The sequence below is a fragment of the Fructilactobacillus sp. X3R2C1 genome (assembly GCF_059901235.1).
Map to the genome: position 1 here is coordinate 150,646 of NZ_JBWXVA010000004.1, position 13,853 is coordinate 164,498.

At 36.2% G+C, this 13,853-nt stretch carries 12 protein-coding genes; 4 read left to right on the forward strand and 8 right to left on the reverse strand.

Features of this window, described 5'->3' with window-relative positions:
- The first annotated feature begins 164 nt into the window (after positions 1 to 164).
- Positions 165 to 1,859: an oleate hydratase gene (locus AC6UDB_RS05505; RefSeq protein WP_500709378.1), complete on the forward strand. Its 1,695-nt coding sequence runs from the start codon at positions 165 to 167 to the stop codon at positions 1,857 to 1,859.
- Positions 1,860 to 1,912: 53 nt separating this feature from the next.
- Here the strand turns inward: AC6UDB_RS05505 and AC6UDB_RS05510 are convergent, their stop codons facing one another.
- Together AC6UDB_RS05510 and AC6UDB_RS05515 are read right to left on the reverse strand one after the other, a co-directional pair.
- Complete coding sequence (locus tag AC6UDB_RS05510; RefSeq protein WP_500709379.1) at positions 1,913 to 2,323, reverse strand: ImmA/IrrE family metallo-endopeptidase; 411 nt, start codon at positions 2,321 to 2,323, stop codon at positions 1,913 to 1,915.
- Entirely contained in the window at positions 2,304 to 2,621 is a 318-nt protein-coding gene (locus AC6UDB_RS05515; RefSeq protein WP_500706025.1) for a helix-turn-helix domain-containing protein, read from the reverse strand. The genes AC6UDB_RS05510 and AC6UDB_RS05515 overlap by 20 nt, the downstream gene beginning before the upstream one ends.
- Positions 2,622 to 2,910: 289 nt before the next feature.
- On the opposite strand from AC6UDB_RS05515, the gene AC6UDB_RS05520 reads away from it, so the two are divergent.
- A complete protein-coding gene (locus AC6UDB_RS05520; protein WP_500709380.1) occupies positions 2,911 to 5,058 on the forward strand; it encodes a glycoside hydrolase domain-containing protein in 2,148 nt (715 codons plus the stop codon).
- Positions 5,059 to 5,715: 657 nt separating this feature from the next.
- Here the strand turns inward: AC6UDB_RS05520 and AC6UDB_RS05525 are convergent.
- From AC6UDB_RS05525 to AC6UDB_RS05545, 5 genes are all read right to left on the reverse strand, one after another.
- The gene (locus AC6UDB_RS05525) at positions 5,716 to 6,246 is read right to left on the reverse strand and encodes a hypothetical protein (protein WP_500709381.1); all 531 of its coding nucleotides are present in this window, start codon (positions 6,244 to 6,246) and stop codon (positions 5,716 to 5,718) included.
- Between the two features lie 610 nt (positions 6,247 to 6,856).
- Positions 6,857 to 7,165, reverse strand: a complete 309-nt coding sequence (locus tag AC6UDB_RS05530; protein ID WP_500709382.1) for a hypothetical protein — start codon at positions 7,163 to 7,165, stop codon at positions 6,857 to 6,859.
- 415 nt (positions 7,166 to 7,580) lie between these two features.
- The gene (locus AC6UDB_RS05535) at positions 7,581 to 8,093 is read right to left on the reverse strand and encodes a hypothetical protein (RefSeq protein WP_500709383.1); all 513 of its coding nucleotides are present in this window, start codon (positions 8,091 to 8,093) and stop codon (positions 7,581 to 7,583) included.
- 285 nt (positions 8,094 to 8,378) lie between these two features.
- Positions 8,379 to 9,083: a hypothetical protein gene (locus AC6UDB_RS05540; RefSeq protein ID WP_500709384.1), complete on the reverse strand. Its 705-nt coding sequence runs from the start codon at positions 9,081 to 9,083 to the stop codon at positions 8,379 to 8,381.
- A gap of 391 nt (positions 9,084 to 9,474) precedes the next feature.
- Positions 9,475 to 10,008, reverse strand: a complete 534-nt coding sequence (locus tag AC6UDB_RS05545) for a GNAT family N-acetyltransferase (RefSeq protein WP_500694276.1) — start codon at positions 10,006 to 10,008, stop codon at positions 9,475 to 9,477.
- A 144-nt stretch (positions 10,009 to 10,152) separates the two neighbouring features.
- Here AC6UDB_RS05545 and brnQ point away from each other — a divergent pair, with 144 nt between their 5' ends.
- Positions 10,153 to 11,505 (forward strand): branched-chain amino acid transport system II carrier protein, encoded by a 1,353-nt coding sequence (gene brnQ, locus AC6UDB_RS05550; protein WP_500709386.1) that lies wholly within the window; start codon positions 10,153 to 10,155, stop codon positions 11,503 to 11,505.
- A gap of 59 nt (positions 11,506 to 11,564) precedes the next feature.
- Here the strand turns inward: brnQ and AC6UDB_RS05555 are convergent, their stop codons facing one another.
- A complete protein-coding gene (locus tag AC6UDB_RS05555; protein ID WP_500709387.1) occupies positions 11,565 to 12,746 on the reverse strand; it encodes a thiolase family protein in 1,182 nt (393 codons plus the stop codon).
- Positions 12,747 to 12,888: 142 nt separating this feature from the next.
- Here AC6UDB_RS05555 and AC6UDB_RS05560 point away from each other — a divergent pair, with 142 nt between their 5' ends.
- On the forward strand, positions 12,889 to 13,428 hold the full coding sequence (locus AC6UDB_RS05560) for a hypothetical protein (RefSeq protein ID WP_500709388.1): 540 nt from the start codon (positions 12,889 to 12,891) through the stop codon (positions 13,426 to 13,428).
- Positions 13,429 to 13,853 lie beyond the last annotated feature (425 nt).

A 13,853-nucleotide genomic window follows, 5' to 3' on the forward strand; every position in this document is an offset into this window, starting at 1 on the left:
TTGCTTAATGGTTGACATTAGAACATTAATTAAATAAATTATTAAATCAAATTGATAAGTTACACTCCAACTTTTGGGTACGTTATAATATAAATATAAGCATATGTGAAACTGCTAACATAGAGACCAGTGCTTACTACGTATTTAAATCTAGGAGGTTTAATATGACTAAGAAAAAAGCAATTATGATTGGCGCCGGCATTTCCAACATGGCCGCCGCCGTTTACTTGATTCAAGAAGGTCACTGGGATGGAAAGAACATCACTTTCTATTCCTTGGACGACCATGGCGCAAATGATGGTGCCAAGACTGACGTGACCGGCAATGAATACTGGAATCGCAATCACGAAACATCTGACCAGACTGGCTTTGTCGCTCGTGGGGGAAGAATGTTGAATTACCGAACCTACGTTGATTTGATGGATCTCTTAAGTCGGGTTCCGTCAGCCACCGAAGAGGGAATGACTGCTGCAGAAGACACGCGCGACTTTGATTCTAAACACCGGACCTACGACAAGGCGCGTTTGATGGAAGGCGAAAAGGGAATCCTTAACTCCGCTAAAATGGGCTTTAACAACAAGGACCGGCTCTTATTGACGAAGTTAATCATGATGCCAGACGACAAGGAGACTGAACTTGATAACGTCTCAATTGCTGACTACTTCAAGGACGATCCTCACATGTTTCAAACTAACTTCTGGTACATGTGGGAGACAACCTTTGCCTTTCGTACCCAGAGTTCAGCTCAAGAACTCCGCCGTTACATGCATCAAATGATTTACGAATTTACCCAAATTAACACGCTTGTGGGGGTTAACCGAACTCGATACAATCAGTACGAAAGTTTGATGCTACCATTAATTAATTACTTGAAGAAGCAAGGCGTAACCTTCGTTTTGAACCGTCGGGTTAATGATTGGGACTTCAAAGAAACTCCAATGAACGAAGAAATTACCGTTAAGGGCCTAGAAATGGAGAACGTTGACACTGGTAAAGATGAACACATTGATGTCGATGATGATACTGCGGTCTTCTTCACCAATGGTTCCATCACCGATTCGGCTACGCTTGGAGACTTCAACACCCCGTCCGGTGAGAACACTGATTATGGGGCTGCCTCAAGTTTGTGGAAGAAAGCCACCAATCACTTCTACAACTTAGGTAATCCGGACAAGTTCTTCGCCGACCGAAACGCTAGTGGTTGGAGTAGTTTTACCGTAACCACTAAGGATCATACCTTCTTAAACGAAATCACCCGTATTACTACGCAACTGCCTGGGAATGCTTTGAACTCCTTCCTATCAACGAGTCCAATTACTCCGTTAGGTCAAAAAGACGTGAGAATGTCGATTGTGGTTCATCATCAACCTCATTTCACCGACCAAAAGCCAAACGAAACCGTTCTTTGGGGTTACTTCTTGTATCCATATCGTCGCGGTGAATTCGTCGACAAGCAGTACATCAAGATGACTGGAAAAGAAATGGTTCAAGAGTTGATCGGACAGCTTTCAAAGGTCGATCCAGGTCCCGTAAACATCCGTGATAAAGAAAAAGAAATCATGTATTCAATTGTCAACTCCGTTCCGGTATACATGCCATACGCTTCGGCATTGTTTAACAACCGGGCTAAAATTGACCGTCCCAAGGTCATCCCTGACCATTCAACGAACCTAGCCTTCACCGGTGAGTTTGTTGAACAACCTTACCAAATGGTCTTCACCGAACAAAGTGCAGTTCGTTCTGGTGAAATGGCCGCCTACCACTTTGCTGGTGTTCCAATGTCAAAACTCGTGGACAACCCACGATTTGATAAGAATCCGAAGATTTTGGCCAAGGCCGCTAAGAAATTATTTGAATAGATGATCGTAAATGAAAAGCTCAACTTCGAAATGAAGTTGAGCTTTTTGATGTTTCAATCAACATAGTCTTTAATTTCAGTAAAACATACGTCACGTAGTGAATCCGGGATGGCAAATAAATCCATGAATTTCTCTAGGTTAATCTGGTCAATTTCCTTGTTGTCAGCGTAGAAGGGAATTAGGAGCCTAACGGCATTCACGTTGGCCTTCTGTTCGTACTTGGGATTCATCAGAGTGGTAAAACTAAGAATGGCGTCATCTTGATCGCACTGCAGGACGTGGCTAATCTCGTGCGCAATGATAAACGGAAGTTGTTTTCGTGGTTGCCAGTTGGCATTAATCACAATTGAATGGGAACGAACGTCCGCGAAGGATTGGGTATTTTGATGGAGTTTGTCCGTGTATACAACGGCAATGTCATTATCTAACGCATAGTTAAAAAGACTATTGATGATTTCGTGCATTTCGAAGTTTCCTTAAGATTTCCACGACTGTTTCACGGTCTTCTTCTGGGATGGGTTTGCCCCCAAACATCATGATCGTTGAGAGGTCATCTAAGTCAGCCGAATTGCCGGTTGAGTTTCCTAAGAGATAGTCAACGGAGACGTTGAAGTAGTTGGCAACCCTTTTTAGTTTTTGCGAATTAGCGGTTTGGTCCCACTTTTGCATGGTTCCGTTGGAGAACCCAAGTTGATGCTCTAGTTCGCGAATGGAAATATTTTTATTTTTAGCAAGCTCTTTAACACGTTGATAGATCGACATTTTTGACTCCTTTTAATTATTTACATAGAAAATTAATCTATGAAATTGTTGACATGTAGAAATTATGGATATATGATTGTTCCTGTAAACAGATAAGAAATCAAGCAACAACCTCGAAGTGAGGTTGGTTTAGATTATTTCAGCTGATTTTCTTTATCATCATTGTAGAACTTTTGTCTATAAGATTCAATGATTATTCTACATGATTGCGAATTGATTTCGATGTGTTTACGTACGAGTTAGCGCTAACTCTTAAATCTTATAAAGAGAAATTTAGGAGGAAATAATTATGGATGAACAAGTTTTAAGCGTTCAAAAGTGGTTGAACCAAGAATACGGTAATGTTTCGGGATTTGATAAGGTCAAGGAGAATGGAAAGACGGGTTGGCCAACTATTTATGCTTTAAGAATGGGACTTCAGCATGAACTAGGGATTAGTCCACTTGGTAGTGGTTTTGGTGATAAAACCAAAAAAGCACTAAGTGGAATGGTCGATCAGTTGAAGGTCGGTTACAAGGGCAAGATTGCGAAGTTAATTCAGGGTGCCTTTTGGTGTAAGGGAATTAGCCCGAATGCATTTGATGAGAAATATACCAAAGATACACAGAATGCGGTAAATAAATTACGTAATGATGCTGGATTAAAAAATGGTTCGATGACGGTCATTTTAATGGGAGCATTATTCGACATGAGTGCTTTCACTATTATTGGTGATGGAACTGATGGTGTACGAGGGATGCAACAATATTTGAATAATCATTTTCTGAATTATTTTGGTGATGATATTGGTTTGGTTCCTACTGATGGTATTTATGATCGGAATACGAATACCGCATTAATTTACGCATTGCAGTCATCTGAAGGGATGTCTCCAAACACTGCTAATGGTGTATATGGACCCGGAACAATTGCACGAACACCAACTGTGAATCAAGGTGCGAGTGGCTTGATTGTTAGAATTATTCAGTATGGACTTTTAGTCAATGGTTTTATGTTTAATCGTGATGTTGATGATAATTTTGATAGTTCAATTGCTAATAGTGTTGTTAAGTTTCGTAAATTTATGAATCTGCCACCTTTCACCAGTACTGCAGACTTGACTGTCATTAAGGGATTATTAACGAGTAACGGAAATACTAACCGTGACTCAGATACGGCCGATACTGCTACTCAATTAAATTCTTCGGATGTAAACCTATTAAAACGTTATGGCTTTAGCATTGTTGGAAGATATTTAACGGGTAGTGTAGGAGCTGGCTCTAAAAAACGTGATAAAAATCTGACGACAGCTGAATTAGAAACAATCAAAAATGGAGGTATGAGTGTTTTCCCTATTTATCAAGATGGTGGGGATGAGATTTCATATTTTAAGTATAATCAGGGATTTAAAGATGCTTTAACAGCTTCTAAAGCTGCTAAGCAACTTGGATTTCCTAAAGGAACGACTATTTATTTTGCAGTTGATACTGATATTCAATCCGGAGATATTGATGGAACAGTTAAACAATATTTTGAGGGAATATCTGATGCAATGTCTTACTATAATATTGGAGTTTATGGAACGAGAAACGTTTCTACTCACATGATTAGTTCAGGATTTGCTAAGTATTGTTTTGTTTCAGATATGTCGTCAGGATACAGTGGAAATCTTGGTTATCCGATGAGTAAAAATTGGGCTTTTGACCAGTTTACTGAATATTCACTAGGTCATTTAGATATTGATCAAGTTGCTTCATCCGGGAAAGATCACGGAGAAAAAGAATTCTCTACTAGTGGTTTAACTTCTCCATTAAATGCTGTTAGATTCTTGTTGGATAATTCATCAATTCAGTTTAATCAACCCATTTTGGAATTTGATGAGGATTGGATCAATGTAAAAGTTAGTGCATCTGAGAATGTTCAACATGTAAATAGTTCTGGGATTTTTTCAATTAAGAATGGTAAAATTTCAAGTGATTTTACTGGCTGGTTTTCTAAAGAATATGGCTTATCTGCTTCAATTTCTGGGGTTGTATTTAATCAATTAATGAAAACGATGTTTCTTGATAAAATTAATGATGGCCAATTAACCATTCAAGCTAGCTTAACAAGTGATGGAAAGGTAGGAGTTTCAGCAACTTTTAATGTATTTGAATTAAAGGATAAAAACATTTCTGGAAGTTTTGCTGTTAACTTTGATATGACAATTAAACCCTTTAATATTCCAACTAGTATCTTGGGTGCAGCTGTAGAAGTTTCAGAAAAAGTTTTGCAATACTTTAGTTCACATAAGAAAGAAGTAGCCACAGGATTAATGGAAAGTATAGTTCCACTTAGTGGGGCAATTAAGGAGGTCTCTAATATGAGTGTCGATGAAAGAAATGCATCACTTGATTTGTTAGGGGAGAGATTAGGAACAGTCTTTAGATTACTTTATACTGCAATGGAAGCAGTATAAAGTTAAGGACATCTCATTTTAATGGGATGTCCTTTTTAATAAAATATAAAATGATAAATTATTCCACAAATAATATTTATAAACGATAAAGCACAAGCAACTATCACTAAATAGTAGATAAAGTTAACATGCTTAAAAAAGTGTTGTTTTAGATTTTTAAATTCGTTATTTGTGTTACTCATATAATTAAAGCGTTTTAACTTATGAATGGTTAAATATAGGATAAGCGAAATAAAAAATGTTGAGCCGATCATTAATGCAATAAAGTAATTTGTATTTCCTAGTAAAAGGTCCCAACGATCGTTTAAAGTTATTTTCCACAAATTTTTTTTATCGAAGGTATTTACTGTAATGTTATTAATAAAGAAGTATGCAATTAATATTAATATATATGAAATTGAAGAAACACTTTTATAATTTTTATTTTCTTTTTCTAAATGTTTTCTAGAACGTTCATACGCGATGCATAAATATATTACAGGTATAATTAAACAAAAATATATTATATTAGAAAATACATAGTAGATGATTGGTAAGGTAAATTGCAAAAGAATTCCTCCAATAAGAATGTTCGTTAATGTTTTTCTATCAAGCTGAATAGTTTTCCTTAATTCTGATCCTTCTTATTATGATTATGTTAATAAAGAGAATCATCTATTAAGGTAGCTTACTTTGTTTAAACTTTTTAATTCCCTCAGTAAGTTCTTTTGAATATTTCTTTTTCCGATATTTTAAGGTGCTTTTAGAAAGATAATATAATAAAAATCCAGAGCAAATTAAAAACGTTGGCAGCATTGGAGATTCATATGCCTCCCATAAATTGTTTGAAAGTAATAGTATTTCAATTGATCCAATGAAAACAAAAATTCCAAAACACAGAAATAAAATAATGACCCATAAACAATAATAATGTTTTAACCTTGAAGGTCGCATATGCTTAATCTTATATTTTTCTATAATTAATCTTATTGTAGTTCCTAGTGCGGTAATAAATAGCGAGAATGTAATTCCATCGATTGTTCCCATGATCCAAAGGATGAATTTGTTTGCATGCATACTAAGGAGAATGAATCCCAAAGTGAAGGTAATGATTACCAATATAATGGATGGCAACAATAAGCGTGACATAATGTGGTATTTATGTAAGTATTCTTGGTAGTCTTTGATGTAGTCCGGTTTTTCAGACATTTATCTTCCCCTCACAATTATGATATTACCTTATTAGTAAAATATAAAATGGTAGATTATTCCTAATGCAACATTAATAAATGAAATTATGCAAGTAAATATAATTAATATATAGATATAATTAATATGTTTAAAAAATGATTGTTTCAGTTGTTTAATTAATTTTGGCTGTTGGTTCCCATTATTGTAAATGTTCCAGCGTTTAATTGTCATGCACAAAACAATACTGGTCAGACTAATTACGTATGACATTAGCATAATTAGTCCACTAGGGTTCCCGATTAAATAATACCAGCGATCTGTTAATGTTTTGTTCCACATATAATTATCAGTTAAAGTATGTCCAATGATATTGTTAGAGGCAAAATATAGAAAAAGAATCAAAATGTATATTAGGGAAGAGATATTGTTAAATATTTCTTCCCTTTTTCTTAAATAATGTCTGGAACGCTCATAGGCAACAATTTCATAGATAATTACTATAAGCATACAAAAAAAGAATAATTTAGCCAGCAGATAATAACCTAATTGAAAATATGATTGCAAAATAATTCCTCCAGTAAAAGTGTTAATTAATATTTTCTATTTTTCATCTCAAATGTTATTTTTATTAAAGTAAATGATAGATAGTGACTAACACGATGTTTACACTTGCAGCAACGCAGGAACAAATTACCAACCAATACGCAATGTTAATGTGTTTAAAAAACTTTGATTTTAATGCTCGATATGTTAGAGATTTAGTAGTTAAACTTACATCATCATTCATCTTTTTTCTAGTGGTTAAAAAGATGATGATAATGAAGTAAGCAGCTAACACAATTAAAATGAAAAAGACCAGATTATTGTGAAGTAGAAATTGACGACGTTTCTCTGCGTTATTAGTAATGTAATGTTTATCAAAGAAAGCATGACTCAAATAACTTGTTATGCAACAATAGAAAAATATCATAATCATATATTTAATGTTATGCAATTTGTATTTAAAATTATGAGTTTTTATTAAGTAAATTTTAGAACGAATATATGCAACAAGAATATAAAGGAGTCCCACTAAAGCTAAAATGTAAGTTATCCATGTAAATGTTGTATATAAGTCATGAAATATCATTTATGTACTCCTAATGGTTTAATTCCATTTTAAAAACAGGCTCAATAACTTGGGTATATTTCTTCCCTTTTTTAAAATAATGTCTGGAACGCTCCTAGGCAACAATTTCATAGATGATTACTATAAGCATACAAAAAAAGAATAATTTAGCCAGCAGATAATAACCTAATTGAAAATATGATTGCAAGAGAATCCCTCCAGTAAAAGTACGTTATCAATGTCCTTATATTCCATCATTTTTAATCCCCTTAGTAAATTCTTTTAAATACTTCCCTTTTCGATACTTTAAGATGTCTTTTTCCATCGAATAAATAAATATACTTCCAAAGACTGAAAATGTGGTTATGTTAGAAACAAGATATATATAACTTAAATTATGTAAAATTGGCATCAGTACAATTAAAATAATAAAAAGTAATATACCAAAGACAAATAAAATTATTAAGATCCATAAATTAAGGTAGTATTTCTTTCTCATTAAATTTACACTCTTAGGTTTTTTTATTTTTAAATTTAACCATGCTCCTAATGAGGCTATAAATAATGCCAGTACAATTCCAGTCAGTAATCCCATTATTAAAATAATAACCCTATTTACATCTAGCTTGATAAGAGTAAATCCTATGGCTAAAAAAATTACTGATATTATGATAGAAAGGACCAATAAGCGAGAAGCGGTATGATACTTATGTAAAAATTCTTTTCGATCTTTAATGTAATTGGCTTTTTCTGGCATTTTATTTTTCTCCTTATAACTATGGTTACCTAATTAATAAAATATAAAATGATAAATTATTCCAAAGCAATATTTATGTGTATAAATTTGATTATCTTATTGTATTTCATTAAAACTCTTCTTAACTAAATTAACGGTTTTAAGTATAGTAAAGTCTCAATGTTTACACAAATTGATGGTTAAAGAATCCCAAAACAAAAGGCCCAATCCGTGAATATCATAGGTTGAGCCTCTTTTTATACCAGAATAACTAGGATGATAATGAAAACCGAATATTCTTATTGATTAATCGTTATCTTGATCATTATTGGTATTTGGTTCCGTAGTTGTGTCATCGTCAGAGTTGGTATCAGTATCTGAGTTATTGTCATTATCAGAATCTGAATTATCGTCGTTTGAATTTGTGTCAGCATCTGAGGAGTTATTGTTAGAGCTATTATCGTTAGTATTAGAGGCACTATATGTACCATTTAAAAAATTATTCGAACATCCTGATACACTTACACTTCCATTTTGATTTTTGGTAATCTGTATGTTTTCTGGTTTACTAATAGTTGAGGTTGCCGTTGATTCTCCATCTCCAGAATTGCTATCACCTTTAATAATGTAAGTATTCCCAGTCTTTTTATAAGATTTAACTAAGATACTACTATCGGCAGTTCCTAAGCCCACGGTGTTACTAGATATTATTAGTGTATAATCGTCTGATTCCTTATAATCTCCCTGTAATGATTGAGGCAAAGTTGTTCCGGTTTCCTCAGCATCTGAACTGTTATTTTTAGTTGAAGCTTGATCAGTTGCTTGCTTATTTTTGTTGTCAGTTTCTTTTTTGTGCTTAGTTGGCTTACGTTTCTTAGATATACTTGTAGTATTTTTCTTATTATTACTATTGTTATTATTTCCATTTATTTTAAATGCAAATATTATTCCTAAGGCAAATGCTAGGAGGACTACTAGAACGACTATAATTATATTTTTCTTGTTTTTCAAACCAGTTTACATCCCTTAACTTTTTATTAAATTTTGACACATAAATAATTATATTCTTTAGATAACAGAATTAATAGGGCGAATGTGAAATCTGGTACACATTATAAATGATTAGTTATTAATTATAGTAGAAAAAATAAACAAAATTACAAAACAAAAGGCTCAACCCATGAATATCATAGGTTGAGCCTCTTTTTATACCAGAATAACTAGGATGATAATGAAACAAATTGCCAACACCGATAATGCCAAAAAACGTTTTGACGTTAATTTGTGGGTCTTGTGATAGGTCCATCCCATGCAGCCCAAAATTACGATCAATCCGAACGTTGCCATTATGATTAATTTGATTAATACCGCTGTGTCGCCCAATTTGGCCACTTCCTAGTTATTATTTTAGTTCGATTTGGTAAGCGAAACGTTTTGTTCCATGACTCTTTTTACCGTTTGCGTAAATGATACCACGTTTAGTGAAACCATTTGAGAGAATGACGTGTTGCATGCCCTTGTTGTCGGGATGAGTGTCGATTCTGACGTCTTTAAAACCACGAAAGGCTGAGATGGTGAATAGGCCACTGATGAATTTGGATGCTAGTCCCTGACCACGATAGTCGTTTGAGACGGCGATACGGTGAATGGCGGAGTAGTGACCTTGGTCACCATTTTCCCACTCGCCACCTTCAAGGTGTAAGTAATCGGGGTCGATTCCTAAATGCAATGTTGCGGTTCCAGCAACTTTTCCGTCAACATCTAGGACGTATGAGATGCCAAATTTAACGTCTCTTGCTAAATCCTCTTCACTCGGGTAATCACTTTGCCATTGGTCGATGCCTTGTTCGCCCAAAAACTTCTTGGCGTTTTTGATGATAGTGTAGATATCGTTTAAGTCAGCTTCAGTAGCTTTTCTTACGTAAATAGTAGACATAATAACACTTCCTTACTTTTATTATCAGACGATAAATAATTATAGTGAAGCTCATGTGGTTTTTCAACCACCAAATTAATTAGGGAGCCGGCTTTTTTTCTGGTAAAATGCATTGAACAGTAATTTAGGAAAGTTGGGAAAAATTTGGAAAAGAAATTAAGTGTAAGACAGATTATTTACGTCGGGATAATGTTGTTTGGGATTTTCTTTGGCGCTGGCAATTTGATCTTTCCCGTTAATATGGGACAGATGGCTGGTGGCAACGTTTGGTGGGCAACCCTCGGATTTGTTTTAACTGGAGTGGGTCTCCCCATCCTAGGCATCATTGCGTTAGGGGTTACCGACAGTTCCGGAGCCTTTGAAATTTCTTCAAACGTTGGCAAGTCGTTTGCGTATGTCTTTACGATTTTAATTTCTTTTATAATGGGACCACTTTTGGCCATTCCGCGTTTAGCAGCCACTTCATTTCAGATTGGAATTGCACCATTTCTTAGTTCTGGTCGTCAGCAGTTAGGCTTAATCGGATTTATTTTAATTTTCTTCATTGCCGTTTTTTTACTCTCGTATAATCAAGGGCGCTTACTGGAATACATCGGAAAATTTTTGACCCCGTTGTTTTTGATTTTACTGGCGGTCATCATCGTCATGTCGATTGTTAAACCAATGGGGTCGCCACATTTCTATCATCCAATGGGTGAATACGGGCATTCCCCTCTCCTTTCGGGTTTCGTTGAGGGATACAACACGCTTGACGGGGCCGGATCGATTGCTTTTGGAATCGTGATTGTGGAAACCGTGCGTGGACTAGGAGCCAAAAGCCCCAAGCAGTTAGCCGTTAGCATCGGAAAGGCCGGCTTGATTGGTGGATTGATGATGGCAGTTGTCTACGTTCTATTAAGTTACATGGGCGCTAGCAGTCTGGGTGATTTTCAGCCGTCAGCGAATGGTGGCATTGCCCTAGTGCAGATTGCGACGCATTACTTTGGCGGGTATGGGAACATTTTGTTGGCGCTAATTGTGATCGTGGCCTGTCTTAAGACGGCGATTGCAATGAGTAGTGCCTTCGCGGATACGATGTCTGATGTTTTTCCCAAGTTTAAGTACCTTCCCGTTCTGATCTTCGCGGTGGTGATGTCAGCACTTTTGGCAACGCTGGGCCTGACTGAAATGATTAAGTTTATCATGCCAGTCTTAATGATTGTTTACCCGTTTTCCATCTGTCTAATTTTGATTTCGTTAATTAAACCATTACTTAAAAACTCTAAGATTGTTTACCAAATGACGATCTGGTTCATCGCCATTCCAGCCTTTTTAAGCGGGATTACCACCATTCCCGAATTGACGCACGTTCCAGAATTAGCTTGGTTATTTAAAATTAATGACCTTTTGCCGCTGGCGCAGTACGGAATGGGATGGGTTTTGTTCGCATTGATTGGATTTGCGATTGGATTGATTCTTTCGGTGAAAAAGACCAGAAAACAATTGAAGCAAGGATAAATAAAGACCCCGGTAGTTAAAAATGAATCTAACTACTGAGATCTTTTTTTGTTTCTTCATTATAATGTGTGAACGGTCATTCCCATTCCCATTCCACCACCGATACAGAGGGTGGCCAGTCCCTTAGTCTGACCAGTCCGTTTGAGGTTGTTGATTAAGGTGATGAGGATTCTAGAACCGGAATCGCCGAGGGGGTGACCCATTGAGACGGCACCACCTGTAATGTTAAGCTTAGCGTCTGGGATGTGAAGGTCCCGTGCTACCGCTAAACTTTGAGAGGCAAAGGCTTCGTTTAGTTCAAACAAATCAAAGTCACTGATTTGTTGACCCGTCTTATCCAGTAGTTTATTAACGGCGTAGTAGGGGGCATATCCCATGATTTTAGGGTCACATCCGGCTTCGGCGTAGTCATCCAGCACCGCCAGCGGAGTTAGACCAAGTTCGTTGGACTTACTTTGCTTCATTAATAGGATTGCGGAAGCCCCATCATTTAGGCTGGCAGCATTTCCGGCCGTCACCGTGCCGTTTTCTTTAAAGGATGGTTTTAACTTTTTTAATTGTTCCATTGAGGTATCAAAACGAACGCCCTCATCCTTATCAACCATAGTGTTCCCATGGCGATTCTGGATTTCAATTGGGATCATTTCTTCATTAAAGTAACCATTTTGTTGGGCGGCACTGGCTTTTCGATGGGACTGGAGGGAAAAAGCATCCTGATCCCTTCTTGAAATGTTGAACTGGTCGGCAACGTTTTCGGCGGTCATTCCCATCGGTTTTCCACTCCTGGCGTCGTTTAGTCCGTCTTTTTGAATGCTGTCCTCTAAAGTGATTGGGCCAAACTTGTGGCCCCTTCTTTCGTTCATATTTAGGTATGGAGCGTTCGACATGCTTTCGGTTCCTCCGACAAGGACGATGTCAGCATCGCCCATTTGGATGGCAGATTGCCCCAGTCGGACCGCTTTCATACCGGAACCACAAACTTGGTTAATGGTGGAGGCAGTGGCTGTGTCAGAAATGCCAGCGTTTAACTCGATTTGTCTGGCGACGTTTTGTCCACCGCCCGCTTGAATTACGTTTCCAAAGATGACTTGGTCGATTTGTTTTGGATCAATGCCCGCGTCTTTGATGGTTGCCTTGGCGGCAATGGTTCCAAGATCAACCGAAGTTAGGCTAGCGAGGGTGCCGTTGATTTTACCAATCGGAGTCCTCTTTGCGCTTACAATTACGATATTGTCATTCATAGATTCGATGCTCCTTTGACATGATTCGTTGATAATTATACATGTTTTTACTTAACTTTTTTTAAAGTGCAAAAGTTAATGTTAATTTCGAGTTTCTACTATAATAAAATGAATAATAAGATTAGATTTAGGAGATGGAGTCATGGATAAGGATGAAGAAGTACAACAAGTAGGGGAAATGATCGATCGTTGGTTAGATGATATTGATGATGAACCTGATGTCTTAGAGAAGACGCAGGATGAGATTGACGAGATTGATACCATCATTGATAGTTTTGCTGAAATTGCGATCGTTGGGTTGGGAGTTCAGCCTAAGAACTGGAACGTCGATTTGGTTACTAACGTAATGTTTAATCGTTTTACCTTGATACTAGATAGTGATGAAAAAACGGACTCGCTGTTTCAACTAATTCCCTTTGCCTTAATCCATTTATTTTCTTATTTAAACGATCAGGGAATTATTAGTAATGGTCATAGTTTGAATAAATGGGTAGAAAATAATAGTAAAGCATTACGTTCAATGTACGATTCTAATTTTGATGCCTTTTATAAGAAATTGGTTAGTGCGATGGAAGATGCTGACGTTGATTTAGAGGATAAGAGTGCAGTGGATGCTTTTACGACGCGTTATCTAAGACAACACCCGCAAGATGGAATTGACTTATATTCAAAGAAAAAGTAGGCCAATTTTCTTGATAAAAAATGAAAATTAAAAAAGTTTGACCTTTTTTGACCAAAAGTGTTGACAAATGATTTGAGCGCATGTATAGTAGTAAATGCTCAGTGAGGGAGACAAAGTGATTTGATAATAATCGATTAGTCACTGATTATGAACTGAATTAATTATTTTAATCATTTCTCTTGCATCTTCATTATGAGCGTTGTATAATAGTCTTTGTTGTCTGGTTTCTCCGGATACAATGCTTGAACAAATAAATTTAAAATAATTGAGTTTATCTGTTGACATTTAAAACACAACGTAGTATAGTTATACATGTTGCGTTAAGGAAGAATCAAACGGCAACAATCAAGAGTAGATCTTTGAAAACTGAACAAGATTTTGATTACAAGTGTAAGGTAATTTTAAGTTGTAGAACTTAAAATTAA

What these genes read in the sequence shown, in the direction of transcription:
- AC6UDB_RS05520 (WP_500709380.1), top strand. Translation starts at nt 2,911, where the DNA reads ATGGATGAACAAGTTTTAAGCGTTCAAAAGTGGTTGAACCAAGAATAC.
- AC6UDB_RS05560 (WP_500709388.1), top strand. Translation starts at nt 12,889, where the DNA reads ATGGATAAGGATGAAGAAGTACAACAAGTAGGGGAAATGATCGATCGT.
- AC6UDB_RS05545 (WP_500694276.1), bottom strand. Translation starts at nt 10,008, where the DNA reads ATGTCTACTATTTACGTAAGAAAAGCTACTGAAGCTGACTTAAACGAT.
- AC6UDB_RS05515 (WP_500706025.1), bottom strand. Translation starts at nt 2,621, where the DNA reads ATGTCGATCTATCAACGTGTTAAAGAGCTTGCTAAAAATAAAAATATT.
- AC6UDB_RS05535 (WP_500709383.1), bottom strand. Translation starts at nt 8,093, where the DNA reads ATGCCAGAAAAAGCCAATTACATTAAAGATCGAAAAGAATTTTTACAT.
- AC6UDB_RS05510 (WP_500709379.1), bottom strand. Translation starts at nt 2,323, where the DNA reads ATGCACGAAATCATCAATAGTCTTTTTAACTATGCGTTAGATAATGAC.
- AC6UDB_RS05525 (WP_500709381.1), bottom strand. Translation starts at nt 6,246, where the DNA reads ATGTCTGAAAAACCGGACTACATCAAAGACTACCAAGAATACTTACAT.
- AC6UDB_RS05505 (WP_500709378.1), top strand. Translation starts at nt 165, where the DNA reads ATGACTAAGAAAAAAGCAATTATGATTGGCGCCGGCATTTCCAACATG.
- AC6UDB_RS05555 (WP_500709387.1), bottom strand. Translation starts at nt 12,746, where the DNA reads ATGAATGACAATATCGTAATTGTAAGCGCAAAGAGGACTCCGATTGGT.